A 25,763-nucleotide genomic window follows, 5' to 3' on the forward strand; every position below is an offset into this window, starting at 1 on the left:
CGGGCGCGGCGCGCATCACAGGTCGGCCGGCAGTGCCGCGTGCAGCCACTTCTGCGACAGCGTGTTCAGCGTCCCGTTCTTCTTCGCGCCGGCGATCGCGTCATTGACCTTCTGCATCAGACGCGGCTCGTTCTTGTTCAGGCCGACGTGATCGGGCGAGCTGAACAGCGAGAACTTCTGCTCCGGATCGATCGACGGGTGGCGCGCGATGATCGTCGCGCCGACGTCGTTGCCGACCACGAGCAGCTGCGCCTGTCCCGACAGGAACGCCGCGATCGCGCCGTTCGGATCGTCGAAGCGCTTGATGGTCGCGTTCGGCGGGGCGACCTTGCTCACGCTCAGGTCCTCGAGCGTGCCGCGCGCGACCGCGACGGACTTGCCGGCGAGATCCGCGGTGCCCTTCACCGCGAGCGATTTCGGGCCGAATACCGCGAGATAGTACGGGGCATACGCATTCGAGAAATCGATCACCTTCGCGCGCTCCGGCGTCTGGCCGACCGACAGCAGCATGTCGGTCTTGCGGTCGGCGAGGTACGCCATCCGGTTGTCGCCGGTGACCTGCACGAGCTCGACTTTCGCATTGAGCGCCTTGCCGATCAGCGTCGCCATGTCGATGTCGTAACCCTGCGGCTTCATGTCGGGGCCGATCGAACCGAACGGCGGGTAATCCTCGAACACGCCGATGCGCACGACGCCCGATTTCGCGATCGTGTCGAGCGCGTCGGCATGGGCGAGCGGCGCGATGGCCGCGAGACCCGCCGTGCAGGCGCAGAAGAGGGCGGTGCGGGCGAACAGGCGTCGCACGAGACGATGGGCTTGGGTCGATGCGTTCATGGTGAAGTCCTTGTTGCTGCGCTGGAGGGAGGGAAAGGGCATCAGGCGCCGCGTGCGGCGATCAGTTTGCAGGCATGCGCGGGCAGTTCGGCGGCGACCGGCATGCCGACGTGCAGGTCGGGCGTCTCGCGTGGCGTCGTCGCGGCCGTCAGCGTGAAGCCGCGGCAATCGATCGTCGCCTCGATCGATGCACCGACGTCGCGCACGAACGTGACCGTGCCGGCGAGCGTGTTCGGTGCGGACGGCGATACCGCGATCGGGCGCACGCACACGTCCTCGGGGCGAATCAGCAGGCGCACGGTGTCGTCCGCGCGCGGCGTGTCGGGCGCGCGCCGGATCGCGAGCCGCTGCCCGCCGGGCAGCACGATCGCGTCGTCGCCATCGCACGCGACCGGCAGGATGTTGCCGAGGCCGATGAAATCCGCGACGAATTCGTTGACCGGATCGCGATAGATGTCGAGCGGCCGGCCGACCTGCTGGATGCGGCCTTTCTCCATCACGACGATCTCGTCGGCCATCGTCATCGCTTCGCGCTGGTCGTGCGTGACCATGATCGTCGTGATGCCGAGCCGTTGCTGGAGCAGCCGGATCTCGACCTGCATCGCCTCGCGCAGCTTTGCGTCGAGTGCCGACAACGGCTCGTCGAGCAGCAGCAGGCGCGGCGAAGAGGCAATCGCGCGCGCGATCGCGACCCGCTGGCGCTGCCCGCCCGACAGTTGCGTGACGAGCCGGTCGGCCAAGTGCGGAAGCTGGATCAGCTCCAGCAGCTCCGCGACGCGCCGCGCCTGCGCGGCCTTGGCGGTCTTGCGCAGCCGCAGCGGATACGCGATGTTCTGCGCGACCGTCATGTGCGGGAACAGCGCGAGCGACTGGAACACCATGCCGAAATCGCGCCGGTTGGCGCTCACGTGCGTGAGGTCGCGGCCGGCGAACGTGATCGTGCCCGACGTCGGTGTCTCGAGGCCGGCGATGATCCGCATCAGCGTGGTCTTGCCGCAGCCCGACGGGCCGAGAAAGCAGACGAGCTTGCCGTCCGGTACGGACAGATCGACGTGATCGACGGCATACGCGTGATGGAAGCGCTTCGTCACGTTCTGGAGGGTGAGCTGGGTCATGGGGATTCCTTGGATGAGCGAAGGCGGAGCCGTACGCGCGTCAGAGCGCGACGCCCTTGTCGCCGACGAGTTTTTCGAGCATCCAGATCAGCGCGAAATCGATCGCGACTGTGAACACCGCGAAACAGAACACGGTCGGGTCGAGCGACGACACGGTGCGGCTGTAGAGCCAGACCGGCAGCGTCATCGTGTCGACGCTGTACAGGAAGAACGTCACGGTGAATTCGTTGAACGACACGATGAACGCGAACAGCATGCCGGCGAGGACGCCCGGGCGCATCAGCGGCAGCACGACATCGACGAACGCGCGGCGCGGGCTCGCGCCCATCAGGCACGCGGCTTCCTCGAATTCCTGGCCGATCGACGCGACCGACGCGACGCAGTTCTTCACGGTGAAAGGCAGTGTCAGGATCACGTGCGCGACGACGAGCCGCACGAACCCGAGTTCGACCGGCAGCGCGTTGAACACGAGCAGCAGCGCGAGGCCGAGCATGACGAGCGGATAGACGACCGGCAGTGCGACGAGCTGTTCGACCAGCGTCTTGCCGCGGAAGCGGTAGCGCGACAGCGCATAGGCGGCCGGCACCGACACCGCGGTCGCGACCAGCATCGTCGCGATCGCGACGACGAGGCTCGTCGTCAGCGCGGCGCCCATCGATTGGGCGCTGCCCGCGTCGCCGGCCACGAAGGTCTGCAAGGCGGCGCGGTACCAGTGCAGGCTGAAATCGCGCGGCGGGAATTCGAGCGTGCCGGACGAGCCGAACGACATCGTGATCATCGTCAGGATCGGCATCGCGGCGGCGAACAGCACGAGCGTCGCGAGCGCGCCGGTCGAGCGGCTCAGGCGGCCGGGCAGCGGCGCGCGCGGCGAAAGGGCATTCATCGGGTCACCTCGTCATGTTGCACGGCGCGCACGAGGCGCTGGGACACGGCCATCACGACCAGCGTCGCACCCATCAGCACGACACCCGACGCCGAAGCGGCCGGCCAGTTCAGCAGCGGCGCGACCTGGTCGTGCACGAGCACCGCGAGCATCGGCACGCGCCGGCCGCCGAGCAGGAGCGGCACCGCGAATGCGCTTGCGTTGTACGCGAACACGAGCAGCGCCCCCGACACGAGCCCCGGCATCGCGAGCGGCAACGTCACGTGCCGCAGCGTTTGCCAGCGCGTCGCACCGAGCGTCGCGGCCGCTTCGTCGTACGAGCGGGACACGGCGCGCAGCGCGCTCGACAGCGGCAGCACGGCGAGCGGGAATGCCGTCTGGATCAGCCCGAGCAGCACGCCGTGTTCGCGGTACAGGAGCTGCAGCGGCCGTTCGACGATGCCGGCCGCCAGCAGCGAGCGGTTGAGCAAGCCTGCCGGGCCAAGCATCACGAGCCAGCCGTAGCCCTGCAGCAGCAGGTTGACGAGCAGCGGCAGCAGTACGCCGGCGAGCATGAGTCGCCGCGCGAGCCGCGATTCGGCGCGCGCCATCGCCAGCGCGACGGGGATCGCGAGCAGCATCGCGCACACCATGCTCTCGAACGCGAGGCGCAGCGTGAGCCACAGCGAATGCATGAAGTACGGATCGGCGAGATCGGCGTAGTTCTGCAGCGTGAATGTGCGCCATTCGTCGCCCGGCGTACCGACGCTCATCCGCAGCACGGTGAGCGTCGCGGCCGCGAGCACCGCGAGGAACGCGAGGACCGGCGCGAGCAGCAGCCACGGCGGCACGCCGGGCCGCGCGGCGGCGGCCTGAGCGCCGCCGGCCAGGCCGGCGGCGACCGGCTCCGCGTGACGGGAGGAGGGCAGCGAGGCCATGTCGTCAGGCCGCGAAGAGGCTGGTATAGCGTTTGATCCACGCCGGCTGGACGGCCGCGAGGGCCTTGTCGTCGTGCAGGATGGCCTTCTCCGCGATCTGCTGCGGCGACGGCACGAACGGGCGGCTTTCCGCCGGGATCACGGCCTTCGCGTTCACCGGCCCGTTCAGCACGTCCGCCGCCATCCGGCCCTGCACGCCCGCGTCGAGCGTGTGGTTGATGAACGCATGGATCAGATCGAGGTCGCCGGGGTGCGCTTTCGGAATCACCGTGAACATCAGTTGCGTCGCGAAGCCTTCCTTCATCCCGTACGTCACGCCCATCTTGTAGTCGGGTTTGCGGATCTGGTCGGGGAAGAACGCGGGCGAATAGATGCCGCCGATGTCGAGCGAGCCGGTGCGGAACAGGTCGGCGATCTGGTTCGGGTTCTCGCCGAGCGTCATCACGCGATCCTTGAGCGCCGCGAGCTTGCGGAAGCCGGGCTCGATGTTCTGCTGCGAACCGCCGGCCAGCTTCGCGGCGACGATCGCGAGATCGACCGCCTCGGCCCATTCCGGCGGCGGCAGGAACAGGCGGCCCGCATATTTCGGATCCCACAGCGCTTCGTAGCTCGCGGGTGCGGTCTTGATGGTCGACGTGTTGTAGATCAGTCCGTCCGACCACAGCAGGTAGCCGATGCCGAACCCGTTCGCGCCCGTGCGGTACTGCGGCGCGACGTCCTTCAGGTTGGGCAGCCGGTTCAGGTCCGGCTTCGCGAGCAGGCCCGCGTCGGCGAGGCCCGCCGCGCCCACGCCGGCCAGCGTGATCACGTCGTAGGTCGGCCGCTCGCCGGCGGCCTTGACCTTGGCGACCATGCCCGACGTGCCGTCCGCACGGTCGGCGATCACGCGCGCGCCGGTCTGCTTGCTGAAGGTTTCCGCGATGTTGCGCAGCGCGGCCGCGCCGGTATCGTCAGACCACGTGAGCAGCCGAAGTGTCTTTCCCGCGAAACTGCTCGACTGTGCTTTCGCAGTACTGATGAATGGCATCGGAAGGGCGGATGCGGCGAGTGCCGTGCCGAGGGTTTTGATCACCTGCCTTCTGCCCGCCTTGAAGTGTTGCATGGCCGTCTCCTGATGAACGATGCCGGGTGGTTCGATGCCGGTCGCCGAACGGCGGCGCGGGGTGTGGATGAACTGTAGGGAGGTCAAATTTCCGCAACAAACGAAATATCCGCATGCGCGGCATGAGATAAACGCATGAGCCGGGCGGCCTCAGCGGGCCGGCATCATGACCTGCTTGATCTCCTGGAACGCAGCCAGCCCGAACGGACCGAGCTCGCGCCCGACGCTGCTGCGCTTGTAGCCGCCCCATGAGGTTTGCGGATAGATCAGCTGCGGTGTGTTGATCCACACGACGCCTGCCTCGAGTGCGTCGGCGACCCGCTTGCCGCGTGCCGTGTCGCGCGTGACGATGGTCGCGACGAGCCCGTATTCGGTATCGTTGGCGGCCGCGATCGCGTCGTCCTCGGTATCGAATGTGCGGACGCACAGCACCGGCCCGAAGATTTCGTCGCGCCACAGCGCGCTGTCGGTCGGCACGTCGGCGAACAGCGCGGGCCGGACGAAGTAACCGGGGCCGGCGGGCACGTCGCCGCCCGCCACCAGCCGCGCGCCGTCGGCGCGGCCTTGCGCGAGGTAGTGCTTCACGCGTTCGTATTGCGCACGGTTCGTCAGCGGGCCCATCTGCACGCCCTCGGCGAACGGCGGGCCGACGACGGTCGCGTCGATCCGCCGCGCGAGACGCGCGATCAGGTCTTCGGCGAGCGGAGCGGCGACGAGCACGCGCGAGGTCGCCGAACACATCTGCCCGGCGTTGAACAGGCCGCCGCCGGCGATCAGCTCGACCGCCTGGTCGGGATCGGCGTCGTCGAACACGACGATCGACGACTTGCCGCCCAGTTCGAGGCCGATGCCCTTGATCGTGTCCGCGGCGGCTTTCATGACCTGCGCACCGACCCCCGTGCTGCCGGTAAATGACACCTTCGCGACGAGCGGATGCGCGCACAGCGGGGCGCCGACGTCGTGACCGGTGCCCGTCACGACGTTCAGCACGCCGGGCGGCAGGCCCGCCGCGGCGGCGATCGCGGCGAGTTCGAGTTCGGGCAGCGGCGTGATCTCGGACGGCTTCAGCACGACGGTGCAGCCGGCTGCGAGCGCGGGCGCGAGCTTCCACGCCGTCGTCACCATCGGGAAATTCCACGGCACGATCAGCGCGGCGACGCCGGCCGGTTCGCGCCGGATCCACGCGCGGTGGTGGTCGTCGGGTAGCGCGACCTCGGTTTCGCCGTCCGTGTCGAGCCGTTCGGCGAGGCCGGCGTAGTAGTCGAACGTGGCGATCACGTCGGCGACGTCGATCTCCGCTTCCGCGAACGGCTTGCCGTTGTTGAGCGACTGCAGTGTCGCGAGCCGCGCGCGGTGCGCGTCGACGCCGCGTGCGATCGCGCGGAGCAGGGCCGCGCGCGCGGTGCCCGTCGTGCGTTTCCAGCGGGGAAACGCGCGGGCCGCGGCCCGGACGGCGCGCTCGACGTCCGCGTCGTCGCCGGCATCGACCCGCGCGAGGACCGCTTCGGTCGACGGATCGACGACGGGCAGCGTGGCGCCGCCGACGCCGGGTCCCCACACGCCATCGATGAGGAGCCCGGTATGCAGCGGCGGATCGAAACGAAACGCGGCGGCCGGACTCATGGCTGCACCTGACCGAACCACGCCGCTTCGTCGATCTCGATCACAGTCGGAATCGCGCGCGCGGCGGCGTCGCGCAACGCGGCGGCCAGTGCGGCGGGCGTCGCGGCCGCGTGCGCCGCGCAGCCGAAGGCGCGCGCGAGCGCCACGAAATCGGGTGCGTACGGATCGACGCCGACCGGCGTGATGTCGCGCGCGATCATGTATTTGCGGATCTCGCCGTAACCGCGGTTGTTCCAGACGATCACGATCACCGGCAGGCGGGCCTCGACCGCGCTCGCGAGCTCCGGCAAAGTGAACTGCAGGCCGCCATCGCCGATCAGGCAGACGACCGGGCGCGCCGGCGCGGCGAGCTTCGCGCCGATCGCGGCGGGCAGCCCGTAGCCGAGCGTGCCGTAGCCGGTCGACGAGTTGAACCAGCTGCGCGGCGCGGGCGCGTCGTGGGTGAAATTGCCGACGTAGACGGGGCTCGTCGAATCGCCGGCGACGATCACGCCCGGCAGCGTCGTGACGACCGTGTCGATCAGTCGCGCCTGCGCGCGCACGTGGCCGTCGTGGCCGGACGCGATCTCGGCACGCACGGCGGCCACGCGTGAGGCACCCCAGCCGGCTTCCGGTGTCGGCGCGGGTTTTTCGTGCAGACGGGTCGACAGCGTGCCGAGCGCGAGCCGCGCATCGCCGGCGATGGCGATCTCCGCGCGGGCATTGCGCATCAGCTGCTGCGCATCGATGTCGATGCGAATCAGCCGTCCGTCGATCGCGAAGCGACCGTCGAACGTGACGTCGTAATCCGTTTCGCCGAGCTCGGTGCCGACGGCGAGCACCACGTCGGCATCGCGGATCGCCGCGCGGGTGGCCGGCAGCGACTGGGTGGAGCCGATCAGCAGCGGATGGCCGGGCGGCAGCAGGCCCTTCGCGTTGATCGTCAGCGCGACGGGCGCGTGCAGGCGTTCGGCGAGTTCGCGCAATTCGGCTGCCGCCTGCACGGCACCGCCGCCCGCCAGGATCAGCGGCCGGCGTGCGTGGGCGAGCAGGTCCGCGGCCGCCGCGAGCGCACCGGCATCAGGCGCGGGGCGCGCGGGCAGCGCGGGCGGGGTGGCGGGCAGCGCGGGCGCCGGCATCACGATCACGTCGAGCGGAATCTCGATATGCACGGGCCGTGGCCGCGCGCTTTCGAAGACGGCGAATGCGCGCGCGAGGACCTGCGGCAGGTCGGCCGCGTCCAGCAGCGTGTGCGAGAACGCGGTGAGCCCCGCGAAGACGTTGCGCTGCGACGGCAGCTCGTGCAGACGGCCGTCGCCGCTGCCGAGCTCGCGCCGCGCGTTGACGCTCGAGATCACCAGCATCGGGATCGAATCCGCGTAGGCCTGTGCCATCGCGGTCGCGATATTGGTCATGCCGGGCCCGGTGATGATGAAGCAGACGCCCGGCCGGCCGGTGACGCGGGCATAACCGTCGGCCATGAAGCCGGCGCCCTGTTCGTGGCGCGGCGTCACATGGCGGATCGACGACTCGGCGAGCCCGCGATAGAGCTCGACGGTATGCACGCCGGGAATGCCGAACACGCATTCGACGTCGTAACGTTCGAGCAGGCCGACGAGTGCTTCGCCGCAAGTGCGGGGGCGGGCAAGGGACGGTGCCGGCGGGGCCGTGCAGGCCGCGGCGATGCAGGGAAGAGGGACTGGGCGGTTCATGGATCGTGACGTGCCGATTGGGAGGGTGAGTGGCCCGTACCGCAAACGAGGGGGCATGAAGCGGATTGTCGGCGTCGATCCGGGGCGCCAACAATCGATTAGTTTTCATGCCGCGCATGAGCGCCGTGCATGGCGGTACCTGATCGCGGGGACGTCGTGATTCGTCAGGTGAATGGCGTGCGCGGGCACGCAACCGGCGCGCGCTAGCGTTCGCGTTTCGTCTTGCGTGCCGGCCGTGTGTCGCCAATCCTCTCCTTCATCGCATCGATGAACGCCCGCACCTTCGGCGTGGGCAGCCGCGTCGACGGATACACCGCATGAATTCCGGCCGGTGCCGAGCGCCACGCGGGCAGCAGCCGCACGAGCCGGCCGGCCGCGACGTCGTCCGCGGTCGAGAAATCCGTCAGCAACCCGAAGCCGCCGCCCGCGAGCACGATCGCGCGGCATGCGGTCGCGGTGTTCGATACGACCGGTGCGGCACAGCGGACGGCCGCGCTGCCGCCGCTCGCGTTGTCGAGTTCGAGCGTGTGCGGGCGCGGCAGCGTCGACAGCATCACGAACGGCAGCGCGGCGAGCGCATCCGGATCGCGCGGCAGCCCGTGCCGGGCGACGAACGCCGGGCTCGCCACCAGCCATTTCTCGTACGTGCCGAGCTGCACCGCGCGATAGTTCGAATCGGCGAGGCGGCCGATGCGGATCGCGACGTCGAGATTGTCCGCGACGAGATCGACGACGCGGTCGTTCGCCACCAGTTCGACGTCGAGCCCCGGATGCCGGTCGCGCAACGCGACGACGGCCGGAGCGACGACCAAAGCGCCGTAGTCGATCGGCACGCTCACGCGCAGCGTGCCGCGCAGCGGCCCGGCGTCGGACGATACCGCGTCGAGCGCGGTTTCGGTCGCGCGTACGATGTCGCGGCACGCGTCGTAGAACACGCGCCCCGCATCCGTCACGCTCAGCCGCCGCGTCGTGCGCACCAGCAGGTTCGTGCCGACCTCGGATTCGAGGCGCTGCATGTGCGTGCTGACGACCGTCTTCGCGAGGCCGAGCCGCTCGGCCGCGGCCGTCAGCGAGCCGGCCTCGACCACCGCGACGAAGATCGCCAGCCGGTTCAGGTTCACGTCGCGCAAGTCGGCCATCGTCGATTGTCCTATGAAAGAGGATAATGTTTCCGCGATTATCCGTCTTCTGGCGACGAACGGCGAGCGCTACGCTGGAGCCGTTCGTCGCCGATTCCCGGCGGCGCGAGAATCCGGAGTGTTTCCATGTCTGCCGCCCGCAAGCCTGCCTCGCCGATCCGCGTCTATTCGTTCCTGTTGTCCGGCCACGCGCACCGTGTCCGGTTGTTCCTGTCGCTGCTCGGGTTGCCGTCCAAAACCATCGACGTCGATCTCGCGGCCGGCGCGCAGCGCGAACCGGCTTTTCTCGCGTTGAATCCGCTCGGGCAGGTACCGGTGATCGACGACGGCGGCACCGTGATCGCCGATTCGAACGCGATCCTCGTCTACCTCGCGAAGCGCTACGGCGACGCCCACTGGCTGCCCGACGATCCGGTCGGCGCGGCCGTCGTGCAGCGCTGGCTGTCGTATGCGGCCGGCCCGATCGCGTCGGGCCCGGCTGCCGCGCGGCTCGTGACCGTGTTCGGCGCGCAGCTCGATCCGGAGGCCGCCAAGCGTACGGCCGCGAAGGTGCTCGACGTGATCGATCGCGAGCTGGTCGGCAAGCCGTTCGCGGTCGGCGCGCAGCCGACGATCGCGGACATCGCCGCTTATACGTACATCGCGCACGCACCGGAAGGCGGCGTGTCGCTCGAACCGTATCCGCACGTGCGCGCATGGCTGGCGCGTATCGAGGCGCTGCCGGGCTTCGTCGCGATGCCGACGACGCGCGCGGGCCTGCTCGCCGCGTAACCTCCCCTTCAACCAGGCCTCGTCAGGAGCATGCGATGAACGCGCCGACCGCCGTCGTACCGGGTTGGGAACTCGACACCGCGCCGTTTCACGCGGGCGAGCTTGCCGTGCAGCAGCGCGCAGGCGTGACGGACGCGGCGGGTGCGGCCGGCCGGCGCGGCATCCGGCGCTTCATGCCGGACCAGCACCGCGCGTTCTTCGCGCAACTGCCGTTCTTCGTGCTCGGCGGCGTCGATGCGCACGGCCAGCCGTGGGCGACGCTGCGCGCCGGTGCGCCGGGTTTCGTCACGTCGCCGGACCCGCGCACGCTGCGCATCGCGGCGCGCGCGCTGCCGGGCGATCCGCTGGCCGGTACCTGGCAACCGGGCGCGGCGCTCGGCGGGCTCGGGATCGAATTCGATACGCGGCGGCGCAATCGCGTGAACGGCGTCGTGCGCGCGGTCGACGGCGATGCGCTGACGATCGCCGTCGAGCAGAGCTTCGGCAACTGCGCGAAGTACATCCAGGGCCGCAAGCCCACGTTCATCGCACGCGAAGCCGATGCGGCCGTCGCGCCCGACGTGTCGGACGCATTGAGCGACGCCGACCGCGCGCTGCTCGCGCAGGCCGATACGTTCTTCGTCGCGAGCGCGAACACGTCGGCGGAGGCGGGCGCCGCGCGCGGCGCGGACGTGTCGCATCGCGGCGGGATGCCGGGCTTCGTGCGCGTCGACGATGCGAACACGCTGACGACGCCCGATTTCAGCGGCAACCGCTTCTTCAACACGCTCGGCAACCTGCAGCACGATCCGCGCGCGGGGCTGCTGTTCATCGATTTCGACAGCGGCGACGTGCTGGTTGTCGCCGCGCGCGCGGAGATCGTGTGGGACGGGCCGCTCGTCGCGTCGTTCGACGGCGCGCAGCGTGTCGTGCGGTTCCATGTGCGGGAAGTGCGGCGCCTGCGTGCGGTGCTGCCGTTCCGGTGGTCGGCGGTCGAGCGCGCGCCGCAGTTCGCGGCGACGGCGGCGACTTCGCCGGGCGCCGCGCAGGCGGTCCCGGTGCCGTCCGCCGTGCCTGCATCGGCACCCGCATGGCGGCCGTTGCGCATCGCGAAGATCGTCGACGAAGCGCGCGCGATCCGGTCGTTTCATTTCGAACCGGCGGATGGCGGCGTGCTGCCGGCCTACGAAGCCGGACAGCACCTGACGCTGCGCGTCGCGCTGCCGGGCGGCGATGCGCCGGCGATTCGCAGCTACACGCTGTCGGATGCGCCGGGCGGCGCGCATTACCGGATCACCGTGAAGCGCGAAGGGCGCGTATCGGCGTGGCTGCACGATCATGCGCTGGCCGGCATGACGTTCGACGCGCAGATGCCGCGCGGCCGCTTCACGTTCGATCTCGCGAGCCCGCGCCCGGCCGTGCTCGTGTCGGCCGGCATCGGCATCACGCCGATGGTCGCGATGCTGCGCCGCGCACTGGCCGACGACACGCCGTCGCGCCGCGTGGTGTTCGTGCATGGCGCACGCGATGCGGCCGACCGGCCGTTCGCGGCGCAACTCGCGGCCATCGCGGCCGCCGACGCGCGCCTGTCGTTGCACTGGTTCGACAGTCATCCTGACGAACGCTCGGCCGCGCGGGCCGGCCGCATCGACGTCGCGCAGCTGAAGCGGATCCTGTCGTTCGACGACTACGACTTCTACCTGTGCGGGCCCGCGGCGTTCATGCGCGACCTGTACGACGGGCTGCGCGCGCTGAACGTGCCGGACGAACGCATCCGCTTCGAGGCGCTCGGGCCGTCGAGCGTCTCGCGTCGTGTGGCGCGCGAGACGCTCGCGCGAGCGGCGCCGGGCGTGCCGGTCGTGTTCCGGCGCACGGCGCGCGAAACCGCGTGGACACCTGCCGACGGCACGCTGCTCGAATTCGCCGAGGGGCAGGGCGTGGCCGTGCCGTCCGAATGCCGTTCCGGCTCGTGCGGCACCTGCGCGACGCGCGTGCTGTCCGGCGCGGTCGACTACGCGCAAACGCCCGACGCGCCGGTCGAACCGGGCTGCGCGCTGCTGTGCGTCGCGCGGCCCGCGCCAGGCGCCGCGGAGCCGCTCGTGCTCGACCGCTGACGCACCCTGCGACACGCCGCCGCAGACGGCCTGCTGCGCGAAAAGCGCGCGCAACTGCTTCTTTTTTCGGATGCCGGTCGGATCGACGATAGCGTCAACCGATTCGATGAAAGGAGCCCATCATGAAACTGCTCGGCATGGTCCGCCTGGTCCTGTGGAGTTTCTTCGGCGTGCGCAACAGCAAGTCGCACGCGACCGATCTCGCGAACGCCAACTTCACGTTGCTGCCGTTCGTGGCGATCCTGCTTGCGCTGCTGGTCGGCGCGGTGATCTACGGCGTCGTGCATCTCGTCGTCGATCCGACCGTGACGATGCAGGGGTTCTGAGCGGTGTCGAACCGGTAGCGGGCCGTGATTCCCGCGCCGGTTTTCGTCCGTTCGACCGGCGCGTGACCGCACCGGTCGTCGAGGTCGCCGCGCACGATGCGCGGCGCGATCGCGCCGCCGCCGCCGGCGCGCCCTCCGCAGCCTATTTCCCCCATCCCGCCGTTCCCGCCTCCCGTTCCGCCCGATTCCACGGCCATCGGTCCCGCCCGGGGTAAAATGCGCGCCACGCCGCGATGTCGCGCGCGACGGGCAGGCCGCCGTTCCGACGAACGGCCGGCGCAAGCGCCCGCCGCCCGCACCGGGGCGTTCGAAGCGTCCCCCGCATGACACGACCGCGCGATGCCGCCGGCCGCCCGCCCGCTCCCGACGAATCCGTCGGCGGCTGCGTCGGTGCCCGGCGCGTCACCTGAATCCGATGTCCCATCCCGCGTCCTCCTGGCTGACCGGCATGCGTGCGTGCCATATCGTCCGGTTCGTCTGATGAATGGCGTGTCGCCGCACGCGGCCGGTGACGGTGCGGATTACGTCCGCGGGGGCATGCTTCGCAGCTTCGTAACGGGTTTCGACAGGGTCGAGTGGCGAGTTTTCCATCCAGAACAATGACGGTGAATCGAACAACAGCGGCGTCCGCACGGCGGTGGCGCACCAAGGTCGGGCTCGGAGTCGGCCTCGGCATCACGCTTTTCGCGGCGCAGGCCGCCGCGGCACCGGGTGACGCGCCCGCACCGGACGCCGACGCGGCCGGCACCGCGACGCTGCCCGCGATCACGGTGAGCGGCGAGCGCGGCGGCACGCTGCGCGCGCGGAATGCGTCGGTGGCCGGGCTCGACGACGCGCCGCTGCGCGACACGCCCGCGTCGGTGAACGTCGTCACGCGCGCGCTGATCGACGACCAGCAGGCGAAGCGGCTGAGCGACGTCGTGCGCAACGACGCATCGGTCGTCAACGACTACGCGCCGGTCGGCTATTTCGAAGGCTTCGCGATCCGCGGTTTTCCGGTCGATCTCGCGAGCGCGATCCGGATCGACGGGCTGACGGTGTCGGGCGAGCAGAACGTGCCGCTCGAGAACAAGGAGCGCGTCGAGATCCTGAAGGGGCTGGCCGGCATCGACAGCGGCGTCGTCGCGCCGGGCGGCGTGATCAACTTCGTGACCAAGCGCTCCGCGAACGTCGCGAGCGTGACGGGCGGCGTCGACAGCCGCGGCTCGACGTCGGCGGCCGTCGATCTCGGCCGCCGCTTCGGCCCCGACCATCAGTTCGGCTTCCGGATCAACGCCGCGAAGGAGAACATGCACGCCTACATCGACGGCACGAACGGACGGCGCACGTTCGGCTCGATCGCCGCCGACTGGGACATCAGCCCGCGCGCGAGCCTGCAGCTCAACGCCGAATTCCAGCAGTGGATCCAGCGCTCGGCGCCCGGCTACCAGTTGCTCGGCGGCACCGTCGTGCCGTCGGTCAAGACGACGTCGAAGGCGCTCGGCACGCAGCCGTGGGCGAAACCGGTGACGACCGATGCGCTGAACCTGAACGCCCGCTTCGACTACCAGTTCAACGACGACTGGAAGGCGTACGTCGCCGCGGGCCGCAGCCGCACGATGATCGACGACAACAGTGCGTTCGCGTACGGTTGCTATTACGCGGCAAGCTGCACGGCCGGCGCGACGTCGCCGTTTTTCTTCGGCGCGAACGGCGACTACGACGTGTACGACTTCCGCAGCCCCGGCGAATACCGGCGCAACGACGACCTGCGCGCCGTCACGACCGGCAAGTTCGCGACGGGACCGCTGCGGCACGAACTGACGCTCGGCGTAAGCGTGCAGCGTCGCGTCGTGCACATGGCGACCGCCGTGTACGACTATGTCGGCAGCGAGAACATCGACGGACCCGACGTCTCGTTTGCACCGTCGCCGAATACGCCCGGGCCGTCGTATCCGCAGCTCGATTCGTGGCAGTACGGCGTGTTCGGGCTCGACCGCATCAGCATCGGCGAACACTGGCAGGTGCTCGCGGGCGGCAAGGAAGTGCTGCTGCGCCAGCGCAGCTGGAGCAGTCCCGACGGCGACACGACGCACACCGACCGCTCGGTGTTCCTGCCGCAGGTCGCGCTCGTCTACAAGCCGGTCAACGTGCTGTCGCTGTATGCGTCGTACAGCAAGGCGCTGTCGCTCGGCGACCAGGCGCCGGTGCGCGCGACCAATGCGTATGCGTTCCTGCCGCCGGTCGAATCGCACCAGATCGAGGTCGGCGCGAAATACGACTGGCTCGACCGGCTGAGCCTCACGGCCGCCGTGTTCTCGATCAGCAAGCCGTTCCAGTTCGCCGACCCGGATGCGTCGGGCACCGCCTACACGTTCGTGCAGCGCGGCACGCAGCGGCACCAGGGGATCGAGCTCGGCGCGGCCGGGCGCGTGACCGAACGGCTGGGGCTGACGGCCAGCGTCGCGGCGATCCGCGCCCGCGCGTACGATTCGGGGTCGCCGGCCTACGAAGGGCACCAGATCATCAACGTGCCCGCGCTGCGCGCGTCGCTGTATGCGGATTACGCGGTGCCGGGCGTGGCAGGGCTGAACGTGCTCGGCGGTGTCGAGTACAGCGCGGCGCGCAACGCGAACGAGGAAGGCACCGCGCGCGTGCCGTCATGGTTCGTGTTCAATCTCGGCGCGCGCTATACGACGAAGCTCGGCGGCCATCGCACGGTGCTGCGCGTGTCGGTCGACAACCTGTTCAACAAGTTCTACTGGCGCGACGCGGGCGAGCAGCAGGGTGATGCGTACCTGTTCCCGGGGGCGCCGCGCACCGCGCACGTGTCGTTGACCTATGATTTCTGATGACCGGGAACCGGCTGCGTGACGCGCGGCCCCGGCAGCCAACCAGGAGGGCACAGACGATGTCCCCACTCGAAATCGCCGGCGTGATCGTCAGCGCGCTCGCGATCTGGCTGACCGCGAAGCGCCGCATGCTGTGCTGGCCGGTCGGGCTCGCGTCGGTTGCGCTGTACGGCTGGATCTTCTTCGATGCGAAGCTGTATTCGGACATGCTGCTGCAGGGCGCGTTCGCGGTGCTGCAGGTGTACGGCTGGCAGCGCTGGCTCGCGCAGCGCGCGAGCGAAGCCGGCGGCGGCGGCGCGGCACCGGCCGGCGACGTCGCACCCGTCACCGGCGTGCGGCCGCGCCAGATGCTGCCCGACCTGGTCGCGGCCGTCATCGGCAGCGCGTTGCTCGGCGGCATGATGGCACGCTGGACCGACGCGGCGCTGCCGTTCGTCGACGCGTCGCTGACCGCGTTCAGCCTCGTCGCGCAATACTGGACCGCGCGGCGCTATATCGCGTCGTGGGGACTGTGGATCGTCGTGAACGTCGTCTACGTCGGGATGTTCGTGTTCAAGGAACTGTATCTGACGGCCGGACTCTATGCGCTGTTCATCGGGCTGGCCGTCGTCGGCTGGCGCGACTGGAGCCGGACCGCCGCCGCGTTGCGCGCGGCGGCCGGCGGCGCGCTGGCGCCGGGCGGCGGCGCGCGCTGATTCACGCACGGATTCAACCACGGAGCAACGTCGTTCATGTCATTCCCCCTCGAGCCGGACGGCCCCCTGTCGCGTGACGTCGCACCGCCGCAATTCGGCGTCGACGGCGAGCAGGCCGAACGCGACTGGCCGCTGATGACGCACGACGAGGTGGCGGCCATACTCGCGCGGATCGATGGCGCGGGCGAGCCGGCGCGGCTGACGTGGCACAGCCCGCGGCAGTTCGCGGCGGCGGTGCTCGTGCGGATGGCGGACGGGCGCGGGTTGTTCGTCAAGCGTCATCATGCGAGCCTGCGCGATGTCGCGGGCCTCGAGGAAGAGCATCGCTTCATCGCGCATCTGCGCGAACGCGGCATCCCCGTGGTGGACGTGCTGGCCGGTCGCGACGGCGCGACCGCGTTTGCGTCCGGCGAGTGGACGTACGAGGTGCACGTGCTCGCGCCCGGCGTCGATCCGTATCGCGGCGTGATGTCGTGGCAACCGTTCACGCATCCTTCGCACGCGTACGCGGCCGGCCGCGCGCTGGCCGAGCTGCATCGCGCGTCGGCCGGTTACGCTGCGCCGGCGCGCCCCGTACGGACGCTGCTGTCGAGTTTTCGCGTGCTGTCGTCCGCCGATCTGGCCGGCGCGCTCGAACGCTGGGTCGAGGCGCAGCCGCTGCTCGTGCGTGCACTCGGTTCGCGCGACTGGCGCGGCGACGTAGCCGACGCGATCGGCCCGTATCACGCGCGCCTCGTGCCGCTGCTGCCCGCGTTGCCGCCGTTGTGGACGCACGGCGACTGGCATGCGTCGAACCTGCTGTGGACCGGGGCGGGCCCCGGCGCACAGGTGCGGACCGTGCTCGATTTCGGCCTGTCGGATCGTACGTGCGCGGTGATGGACCTCGCGCTCGCGATCGAGCGCAATACGATCGACTGGATGGCGCCGGCCGATGCGCGGCGCATCGAGTACGACCAGATCGACGCGCTGCTCGACGGTTACGAATCGCTCGAACCGCTGAACGACGACGCGTATGCCGCGCTGGTCGCGCTGCTGCCGATCGTGCATACGGAGTTCGCGCTGTCGGAAGTCGCGTATTTCGGCTGCATCATCGATGCGCCGGCGATCGTCGACATCGCGTACGACGGCTACCTGATCGGGCACGCGCGCTGGTTCGGCGAGCGCGACGGGCGGCAACTGCTCGACTGGCTCGTGCAACGCCGGCGCGCGAAACAAGCCGTCACCTGATTCGCGTGCGGGGCGGCGGCCCGCGCGTGCCGAAGTCCCAAGCCTCCGCAGTCTTTCGCGCGGCCGTCGCGCCGCGCGCTCACCGAACTTTCCCGATCGTCAAAACGGGGCGCCGTCCCCGCGGGGCGCCGCGCGTCTGCGTGCGGCTGCGTCCAACATGACGGAAATATCATCTTCGCCTCATGTTCGCACTGCGGCCCGACCGTAGCATCGGTCGCAACCGTTACCGCAGAACCGAACATGCTCAAGCTCCCTCTCTCCGCGGCCGTCGCCTTCGCGATGGCCGCGACGGCGTATGCGCAGCCGTCGCTGCCGCCGCCGGCGACAGCTGCCGCCGGCAGCGCCGCACCGATCGGCGCACCGCCGTCCGACGCACGTCCCGCCCCGTCGTTGACGCTTTCCGATGCACTCGCCGTCGCGGCCCGGAACAATCCGGCGCTGCGCGGCGCGCGCGCGGACGTCGATGCGTCGGCCGGCGCGCTGCTGCAGGCCGGCGCGCGCCCCAATCCCGAAGTGTCGTTCCTGCAGGAGAGCTTCCGCAGCAACGAACGTACGTCGACCGCGCTGATCAACCAGACCATCGAACTGGGCGGCAAGCGCCGCGCGCGGCTCGACGTCGCGTCGTACGGCCGCGAGTCGGCCGGCGCGTCGCTCGACGAGCAGGGTGCGGTCGTGCGCGCCGACGTGATCGCCGCGTTCTACGGGCTGCTCGCCGCGCAGCGGCAGCTCCAGGTCACCGAGGAATCGGCCGCGATCGCCGCGCGCTCCGCGGATCTCGCGGGGCGCCGCGCGCAGGCCGGCAAGGTGTCGCCGGTCGAGGCGACGAAGGCGCAGGTGGCGGCGGCCGGCGTGCGGATCGAAGTCGTGACGGCGCGCGGCAAGGTGGACGTCGCGCGCGAGAAGCTGAACGCGGTGATGGGCGAAGCGCGCGGCGACCGGCTCGCCGTGCTCGGCGACCTCGAAACCGTGCCGCCGGTCGAGCCGCTGCCCGCGCTGACCGCGCAGCTCGACGATGCGCCGCTCGCGCGGATCGCGCGCGCCGAGATGCTGCGCTCGAATGCGGCCGTGTCGCTCGAACGTGCGAGGCGCATTCCGGACGTGACGGTCAGCGCGGGCGTGAAGCGCGTGACGACGGGCGGCGTGCCCGACAACCAGGCCGTGGTCGGCGTATCGATCCCGATTCCGCTGTTCAACACGAACAAGGGCGCGCTGCTCGAGGCGACGCACAAGGCCGAGCGCGCGAATGCCGATCTCGATCGCGAACGCATGCGCCTGCGGCTGGCGCTCACGCAAGCCTACGCGAATTTCGAGGCCGCCGAGCAGGAAGCGCAGCGGCTGAAGTCCGACATCCTGCCGGCCGCGCGCGTCGCGCTCGACGCGATGTCGCGCGGCTACGAACTCGGGAAGTTCAGCTTCCTCGACGTGCTCGATGCACAGCGCACGCTGTTCCAGGGGCAGTCGCAATACGTGCGCGCGCTCGCCGACGCCCATTCGGCCCGCGCCGATATCGGCCGCCTCGTCGGCACGCCGCTCGCGGCCGTCGCGCAATAAGCGGCACTCTTACCGGAAGGATCATCATGTCACGCAGCAGAATCTTCGTTATCGCGGCGGCCGTGCTCGGCAGCGCAGGGATCGTGATCGGCGCGCTCGCCGTTACACGCGGCGGGAGCAACCCTTCGGCGCCCGCGGGCGCCGAAGCCGCGCAGCCGGCCGATGGCGCCGGCGCGCACGGCGGTGTCGTGCTGAAGCGCGGCAAGCTGTCCGTCGAGATCGTGATGACGGAAAAGCCCGGCGACGCGCGGCTCGTCGTCTATCCGTTCGTCGACGGCAAACCGGCCGACCAGGGCGTCACCGTGTCCGGCACGCTGGTGCGGTACGACCGCACGCGCGAGCCGTTGCGTTTCGACGCGTCGGGCCCGAAGTTCGTGTCCGCCCAGTCGATCGCGAAGCCGCACGTGTTCGACGCGACGATCGACGTGAAGGCCGGCAGCGACGCCGCATCGTTCCCGATCGCGCGCGCCGACGGCGCGATCGCGCTGACCGACGCGCAACTGACGGCGTCGAGGATCGCACTCGCGAAGGCCGGCCCCGCGCAGATCGCGACGCCATTCCAGCTGCCGGGCGAGATCAAGTTCAACGAGGACCGCACCGCGCACGTCGTGCCGCGCGTGGCCGGCATCGTCGAGCAGGTGTCGGTATCGCTCGGGCAGAACATCGCGAAGGGGCAGGTGCTCGCGGTGATCGCCAGCACCGACCTGGCCGACCGCCGCAGCGAACTGCTGACGGCCGAGCGCCGGCTGTCGGGCGCGCGTGCGACCTACGCGCGCGAACGGACGCTGTGGCAGGAGCGCATCTCGGCCGAGCAGGACTACCAGCAGGCGCAGGTGCAGTTGCGCGAGGCCGAGATCGCCGTGCAGAACGCGCGGCAGAAGCTCGCCGCGCTGAATGCGCCGGCCGGCGCGGGGGCATTGAACCGCTACGAACTGCGTGCGCCGTTCGCGGGCACGATCGTCGAGAAACACGCGACGCCCGGCGAGGCGATCGCCGCCGATGCGAGCCTGTTCGTGATTTCCGACCTGTCGACCGTCTGGGCCGAGATGGCCGTGCCGGCGCAGCGGCTGAACGACGTGCGCGTCGGCCGCGACGCGACCGTCAGCGCGACCGCGTTCGAATCGCGTTCGAGCGGCCCGATCGCATACGTCGGCTCGCTGCTCGGCGAACAGACGCGTACCGCGCCCGCGCGTGTCGTGCTGCCGAACCCGGACGGCGTGTGGCGCCCGGGGATGTTCGTGAACGTGTCGGTCGACGCGGGCAAGCAGGGCGTACCGCTCGCGGTCGCGAGCGAGGCGCTGCAGGATGTCGACGGCGCGCCGTCGGTGTTCGTGCGCTCGCCGAAGGGGTTCGTCGCGCAGGCCGTCGAGACGGGGCGGCGCGACGAGCGCGCGACCGAGGTGCTGAAGGGGTTGAAGCCGGGCCAGGAATACGCGGCGTCGAACAGCTTCGTGCTGAAGGCCGAACTCGGCAAGGGGAGCGCCGAACATGAATGAGCGATATGTGTGCGCCATTGCGCGGATGGCGGCCCGACTGGCGGCCCGCTTTCCGGCGCGCCGCGTGACCGGCCGGGCGGCTCGTCCGGTGCGGGCGACCGTTCCCCGTTTCAAGGAATTCCGACATGTTTGAGCGCCTGATCCGCTTTGCGATTGCGCACCGCTGGCTCGTGATGCTGGCGATCGCGGCCGTGGCCGCACTGGGCGTGTTCAGCTACCAGAAGCTGCCGATCGACGCGGTGCCCGACATCACGAACGTGCAGGTCCAGATCAACACGTCCGCGCCCGGCTATTCGCCGCTCGAGGCCGAGCAGCGCATCACCTATCCGGTCGAGACCGTGATGGCCGGGCTGCCGGGCCTCGAGCAGACGCGCTCGATCTCGCGCTACGGGCTGTCGCAGGTCACCGTGATCTTCAAGGACGGCACCGACATCTACTTTGCGCGGCAGCTCGTCAACGAGCGCATCCAGGAGGCGAAGGACAAGCTGCCGGCCGGCATCGCGCCCGCGATGGGGCCGACGTCGACGGGCCTCGGCGAGATCTACCTGTGGACCGTCGAGGCCGACGCCGGCGCGCGCAAACCCGACGGCACGCGTTATACGGCGGCCGACCTGCGCGAATTGCAGGACTGGGTGGTCCGGCCGCAGTTGCGCAACGTGCGCGGCGTGACCGAGGTCAACTCGATCGGCGGCTACGTGAAGGAGTACCGCGTCGCGCCGAACCCGGCGAAGCTGATGTCGTACGGGCTGACGCTCGCCGACGTCGTGCGCGCGCTGGAACGCAACAACGACAACGTCGGCGCCGGCTACATCGAAAAACGCGGCGAGCAGTACCTGGTGCGCGTGCCGGGCCAGGCGCGCACCGTCGACGACATCGCGAACATCGTGCTGACCAACGTCGGCGGCGTGCCGGTGCGGATGAAGGACGTCGGCGCGGTCGACATCGGCCGCGAGCTGCGTACCGGCGCCGCGACGTCGAACGGCGAGGAGGTCGTGCTCGGCACGGTCTTCATGCTGATGGGCGAGAACAGCCGGACGGTGTCGAAGGCCGTCGCCGCGAAGATGGCGGACGTGAACCGCACGCTGCCGGCCGGCGTGAAGGCGATTCCCGTGTACGACCGCACCGTGCTCGTCGAGAAGGCCGTCGCGACGGTGAAGAAGAACCTGCTCGAAGGCGCGATCCTCGTGATCGCCGTGCTGTTCCTGTTCCTCGGCAATATCCGCGCGGCGCTGATCACCGCGCTCGTGATTCCGCTGTCGATGCTGATGACCTTCACCGGCATGGTCAACGCGAAGGTGAGCGCGAACCTGATGAGCCTGGGCGCGCTGGACTTCGGGATCATCGTCGACGGCGCGGTCGTGATCGTCGAGAACTGCGTGCGGCGGCTCGCGCATGCGCAGGCGGCGGCCGGGCGGCCGCTCACGCGCGAGGAGCGGTTCGCCGAGGTGTTCGGTGCATCGCAGGAAGCGCGCCGCGCGCTGATCTTCGGGCAACTGATCATCATGGTCGTGTACCTGCCGATCTTTGCGCTGACCGGCGTCGAAGGCAAGATGTTCCACCCGATGGCGATCACCGTCGTGATGGCGCTCGCCGCCGCGATGGTGCTCACCGTCACGTTCATCCCGGCGGCCGTCGCGCTGTTCATCGGCGAGCGGGTCGAGGAGAAGGAGAACCGGCTGATGGGCTGGGCGCGGCGCGCGTACGAACCGGTGCTTGCCGCGTTCATGACGCGCCCGGCGCGCGTGATGATCGGCGCCGGCGCGATCGTGCTGGTCACGCTCGGGCTGGCCACGCGGCTCGGCAGCGAGTTCATCCCGAGCCTCAACGAAGGCGACCTGGCCGTCTCCGCGCTGCGGATTCCCGGCACGAGCCTGTCGCAGTCGGTGGAGATGCAGAAATCGATCGAGAAGACGCTGAAGGCGCGCTTCCCCGAGATCGAGCGCGTGTTCGCGCGCACCGGCACGGCCGAGATCGCGGCCGACCCGATGCCGCCGAACCTGTCGGACGGCTACATCATGCTGAAGCCGGCCGACCGGTGGCCCGACCCGAAGAAGCCGCGCGACCAACTGGTGCGCGAGATCGAGGCCGCGCTCGCCGCGCTGCCGGGCAATGCGTACGAGTTCTCGCAGCCGATCCAGCTGCGTTTCAACGAACTGATCTCGGGCGTGCGCAGCGACGTCGCGGTGAAGATCTTCGGCGACGACATGGCCGTGCTGAACCAGACCGGCGAGCAGATCGCGGCCGCGCTGCGGAAGGTGCCGGGCGCGTCGGAGGTGAAGGTCGAGCAGACGACCGGGCTGCCGGTGCTGACCGTCAACCTCGACCGCGACAAGCTCGCGCGCTACGGCGTGAGCGTCGCCGACCTGCAGGACTCGGTGGCCGCGGCCGTCGGCGGGCAGAAGGCCGGCACGCTGTTCCAGGGCGACCGCCGCTTCGACATCGTCGTGCGGCTGCCCGACGAGCTGCGTTCCGACATCGAGACGATCAAGCGGCTGCCGATCGCGCTGCCCGCGCCGGCGGCGGGCGCCAGCGGGCCGATTGCGGCGGCGCCGTACGTGCCGCTCGCGGAGCTCGCGACGATCGACGTCGCGCCGGGCCCGAACCAGATCAGCCGCGAGGACGGCAAGCGGCGCGTCGTCGTCAGCGCGAACGTACGCGGCCGCGACGTCGGCTCGTTCGTCGCCGATGCGCGCGAGCAGCTGCAGCAGGACGTGCGCGTGCCGGCCGGTTACTGGGTGTCGTGGGGCGGCCAGTTCGAGCAGCTGCAGAGCGCGAGCGAGCGCCTGAAGCTCGTCGTGCCGCTCGCGCTGTTCATGGTGTTCGTGCTGCTGTTCGTGATGTTCAACAACGTGAAGGACGGGCTGCTCGTGTTCACCGGCATTCCGTTCGCGCTGAGCGGCGGCGTGGTGTCGCTGTGGCTGCGCGGGATTCCGCTGTCGATCACGGCGGCGGTCGGCTTCATCGCGCTGTCGGGCGTCGCCGTGCTCAACGGTCTCGTGATGATCTCGTTCATCCGCAACCTGCGCGACGAGGGGATGCCGCTCGACGCCGCGGTGCGCGACGGCGCGCTGACGCGGCTGCGGCCGGTGCTGATGACCGCGCTCGTCGCGTCGCTCGGCTTCCTGCCGATGGCGTTCGCGACCGGCACCGGCGCCGAGGTGCAGCGGCCGCTCGCGACGGTCGTGATCGGCGGTATCCTGTCGTCCACGGCGCTGACGCTGCTGGTGCTGCCCGTGCTGTACCGCGTCAGCCATGCGGTGTCGTGGCGCGCCGCGTTTCGCGGCGGCCTCGGTGCGGGCGTGCTGCGCCGGCTGGGTTTCTTCAAGGGTCATGCGTGATGCGAATTCTGATTGTCGAGGATGAACCGAAGACGGGCGCGTATCTGCGCAAGGGTCTCACCGAGGCCGGCTATGTCGTCGACTGGGTCGAGGACGGCATCACGGGCCAGCATCAGGCCGAGACCGAGGAGTACGACCTGCTCGTGCTCGACGTGATGCTGCCCGGCCAGGATGGCTGGACGCTGCTGCAGAACCTGCGGCGCAGCAAGTCGACGCCGGTGCTGTTCCTCACCGCGCGCGACGATGTCGGCGATCGCGTGAAGGGGCTCGAGCTTGGCGCCGACGACTATCTCGCGAAGCCGTTCGACTTCGTCGAGCTGACCGCGCGCATCAAGTCGATCCTGCGGCGCGGCCAGCCGCGCGACTCGAACACGCTGCGCGTGGCCGATCTCGAACTCGACCTGACGCGCCGCAAGGCCACGCGGCAGGGCGACACGATCCTGCTGACCGCGAAGGAGTTCGCGCTGCTGTGGCTGCTGATGCGCCGCGAAGGCGAAATCCTGCCGCGCGCGACGATCGCGTCGCAAGTGTGGGACATGAACTTCAACAGCGACACGAACGTCGTCGATTCGGCGATCAGGCGGCTGCGCTCGAAGATCGACGACGCGTACGAGCCGAAACTGATCCACACGGTGCGCGGCATGGGCTACGTGCTCGAAGCGCGCGGCGGCGCGGCCGCATGATCGCGCATCTGCTGCCGCGTACGCTGCGCGGACGCCTGACCGCGCTGATCATCCTGTCGACGTCGGTGATCCTCGCGTCGAGCGGTGTTGCGCTCTACGAGGCGCTGAGCAATCGCGTCGAAACGACGGCGGCCGAGCAGATGGCCGGCACGTCCGCCGCGCTGGGGGCCCACCTGGCCGGGGTGCGCACGCCGGCCGACGTCGCGCGCAACGCCGACATCTGGATCGACCAGTTGCACGGCCATCCGAACATGGATCTCGCGATCTTCGACGCCACGGGCACGCGCCTCGTCGGCACGCCCGGTTTCCGCCCGTATGCACCGCTGATGTCGCTGGAGGCCGGGGGCGTGCCGGTCGGCATCGCGCCGCCCGGCGCGCGGCACCAGTACCTCGTGACGAACGTGCCGCTCGCCGGCGCGGGGGCCGGTGGCCCGGTGGTGCGCGTCGCGGTGCAGTACGACCGCAGCGCCGACCTGCTGCTGCTGCTGCGCACGCATGCCTATACGATCGTCGTGATCGAGGTGTTCGGCGTGGTGCTCGCCGCCGCGATGGCCTACGGTATCGCCGCGCTCGGCTTGAGCCCGCTGCGGCGGTTCGCGGCGCGGGCCGAGCAGATGTCGACGAGCCGGCTCGCGCATCCGCTGCCGGAACTCGATACGTCCGGCGAGCTGAAGGAACTCGAGCATGCGTTCAACGGCATGCTCGAACGTCTGAACGAGTCGTTCACGCGGCTGAGCCAGTTCTCGTCGAATCTCGCGCACGACATGCGCACGCCGCTCACGAACCTGCAGGCGGCCGCGCAGGTCGTGCTGTCGCAGCCGCGCGGCGCGGACGAATACCGGAGCGTGATCGAGTCGAGTATCGACGAATACCAGCGGCTGTCGCGGATGATCGAGGACATGCTGTTTCTCGCGCGCTCGGAACAGGCCGGCACGTCGATCGGCGTGCGGCGCCTGAATGCGGCCGAGGAGGCGGAGCGGGTGGCCGGCTACTACGAGCCGCTTGCGGAGGACGAGGGCGTGACGGTGAAGGTCGATGGCCACGCGTGGGTCGACGCGGACCTCACGCTGTACCAGCGTGCGCTGAGCAACCTGCTGTCCAATGCGCTGACCTATGCGCCGCGCGGCAGCGTCGTGACGATCGATTGCGTCGAGCAGGGCGGCGCGACGACGATCGCCGTGTCGGATACGGGGCCCGGCATCGCGGCCGAGCATGTCGGGCGGATCTTCGAGCGCTTCTATCGTGTCGATCCGTCACGGCACAATTCCGCGTCGGGCACCGGGCTCGGCCTCGCGATCGTCCGGTCGATCATGGACAATCACGGCGGCGAATGCGGCGTCGACAGCGATCCCGGCCGCCGCACGACGTTCTGGCTGCGCTTTCCGCGCCGGCCGGCCGAGCCGAACCGGCCGGCGGCCATCGGCACCTGACAGCGCGGGCGGGCACGT

Annotated in this window: 19 protein-coding genes; 11 read left to right on the forward strand and 8 right to left on the reverse strand. The window is 70.0% G+C overall.

Going from position 1 to position 25,763, the window contains the following annotated elements; all coding sequences use genetic code 11:
* Window positions 1-15: 15 nt before the first annotated feature.
* The 8 genes from HWX00_RS09165 to HWX00_RS09200 form a co-directional block, all read right to left on the reverse strand.
* On the reverse strand, window positions 16-834 hold the full coding sequence (locus tag HWX00_RS09165; RefSeq protein WP_049035690.1) for a transporter substrate-binding domain-containing protein: 819 nt from the start codon (window positions 832-834) through the stop codon (window positions 16-18).
* A gap of 41 nt (window positions 835-875) precedes the next feature.
* Window positions 876-1,949 (reverse strand): ABC transporter ATP-binding protein, encoded by a 1,074-nt coding sequence (locus HWX00_RS09170; protein ID WP_124609012.1) that lies wholly within the window; start codon window positions 1,947-1,949, stop codon window positions 876-878.
* A gap of 40 nt (window positions 1,950-1,989) precedes the next feature.
* Complete coding sequence (locus tag HWX00_RS09175) at window positions 1,990-2,832, reverse strand: ABC transporter permease (RefSeq protein WP_175028455.1); 843 nt, start codon at window positions 2,830-2,832, stop codon at window positions 1,990-1,992.
* A complete protein-coding gene (locus HWX00_RS09180) occupies window positions 2,829-3,749 on the reverse strand; it encodes an ABC transporter permease (RefSeq protein ID WP_226193650.1) in 921 nt (306 codons plus the stop codon). The genes HWX00_RS09175 and HWX00_RS09180 overlap by 4 nt, the downstream gene beginning before the upstream one ends.
* 4 nt (window positions 3,750-3,753) lie before the next feature.
* Window positions 3,754-4,851, reverse strand: coding sequence for an ABC transporter substrate-binding protein (locus HWX00_RS09185; RefSeq protein WP_034185574.1), 1,098 nt, complete (start codon window positions 4,849-4,851; stop codon window positions 3,754-3,756).
* Window positions 4,852-5,001: 150 nt separating this feature from the next.
* On the reverse strand, window positions 5,002-6,474 hold the full coding sequence (locus tag HWX00_RS09190) for an aldehyde dehydrogenase family protein (protein WP_175028454.1): 1,473 nt from the start codon (window positions 6,472-6,474) through the stop codon (window positions 5,002-5,004).
* Entirely contained in the window at window positions 6,471-8,165 is a 1,695-nt protein-coding gene (locus HWX00_RS09195; protein WP_200086600.1) for a 5-guanidino-2-oxopentanoate decarboxylase, read from the reverse strand. Before HWX00_RS09195 ends, HWX00_RS09190 begins: the two co-directional genes overlap by 4 nt.
* 203 nt (window positions 8,166-8,368) lie before the next feature.
* On the reverse strand, window positions 8,369-9,304 hold the full coding sequence (locus HWX00_RS09200) for a LysR family transcriptional regulator (protein WP_059558626.1): 936 nt from the start codon (window positions 9,302-9,304) through the stop codon (window positions 8,369-8,371).
* Between the two features lie 126 nt (window positions 9,305-9,430).
* Here HWX00_RS09200 and HWX00_RS09205 point away from each other — a divergent pair, with 126 nt between their 5' ends.
* The 11 genes from HWX00_RS09205 to HWX00_RS09255 all read left to right on the forward strand — a co-directional run bounded on the left by HWX00_RS09205 (window position 9,431) and on the right by HWX00_RS09255 (window position 25,745).
* On the forward strand, window positions 9,431-10,075 hold the full coding sequence (locus HWX00_RS09205) for a glutathione S-transferase family protein (RefSeq protein WP_175027481.1): 645 nt from the start codon (window positions 9,431-9,433) through the stop codon (window positions 10,073-10,075).
* A gap of 35 nt (window positions 10,076-10,110) precedes the next feature.
* The gene (locus tag HWX00_RS09210; protein ID WP_175027480.1) at window positions 10,111-12,168 is read left to right on the forward strand and encodes a pyridoxamine 5'-phosphate oxidase family protein; all 2,058 of its coding nucleotides are present in this window, start codon (window positions 10,111-10,113) and stop codon (window positions 12,166-12,168) included.
* A gap of 122 nt (window positions 12,169-12,290) precedes the next feature.
* Window positions 12,291-12,494, forward strand: coding sequence for a DUF2970 domain-containing protein (locus HWX00_RS09215; protein ID WP_034185578.1), 204 nt, complete (start codon window positions 12,291-12,293; stop codon window positions 12,492-12,494).
* 599 nt (window positions 12,495-13,093) lie between these two features.
* Window positions 13,094-15,325: a TonB-dependent siderophore receptor gene (locus HWX00_RS09220; protein ID WP_175027479.1), complete on the forward strand. Its 2,232-nt coding sequence runs from the start codon at window positions 13,094-13,096 to the stop codon at window positions 15,323-15,325.
* Between the two features lie 59 nt (window positions 15,326-15,384).
* Entirely contained in the window at window positions 15,385-16,020 is a 636-nt protein-coding gene (gene pnuC, locus HWX00_RS09225; RefSeq protein WP_059558612.1) for a nicotinamide riboside transporter PnuC, read from the forward strand.
* 36 nt (window positions 16,021-16,056) lie between these two features.
* Entirely contained in the window at window positions 16,057-17,247 is a 1,191-nt protein-coding gene (locus HWX00_RS09230) for a phosphotransferase enzyme family protein (protein ID WP_175027478.1), read from the forward strand.
* Between the two features lie 240 nt (window positions 17,248-17,487).
* Entirely contained in the window at window positions 17,488-18,798 is a 1,311-nt protein-coding gene (locus HWX00_RS09235; RefSeq protein ID WP_124609018.1) for a TolC family protein, read from the forward strand.
* A 26-nt stretch (window positions 18,799-18,824) separates the two neighbouring features.
* Window positions 18,825-20,294, forward strand: a complete 1,470-nt coding sequence (locus HWX00_RS09240; RefSeq protein ID WP_175027477.1) for an efflux RND transporter periplasmic adaptor subunit — start codon at window positions 18,825-18,827, stop codon at window positions 20,292-20,294.
* A gap of 125 nt (window positions 20,295-20,419) precedes the next feature.
* Complete coding sequence (locus HWX00_RS09245; protein WP_175027476.1) at window positions 20,420-23,632, forward strand: efflux RND transporter permease subunit; 3,213 nt, start codon at window positions 20,420-20,422, stop codon at window positions 23,630-23,632.
* Entirely contained in the window at window positions 23,632-24,315 is a 684-nt protein-coding gene (gene irlR / locus HWX00_RS09250) for a heavy metal response regulator transcription factor IrlR (RefSeq protein WP_006490455.1), read from the forward strand. The genes HWX00_RS09245 and irlR overlap by 1 nt, the downstream gene beginning before the upstream one ends.
* Window positions 24,312-25,745, forward strand: a complete 1,434-nt coding sequence (locus tag HWX00_RS09255) for a heavy metal sensor histidine kinase (protein WP_175027475.1) — start codon at window positions 24,312-24,314, stop codon at window positions 25,743-25,745. Before irlR ends, HWX00_RS09255 begins: the two co-directional genes overlap by 4 nt.
* Window positions 25,746-25,763: the final 18 nt, after the last annotated feature.

Source organism: Burkholderia seminalis DSM 23518, assembly GCF_902832885.1.
GTDB classification, from domain to species: Bacteria; Pseudomonadota; Gammaproteobacteria; order Burkholderiales; family Burkholderiaceae; genus Burkholderia; species Burkholderia seminalis.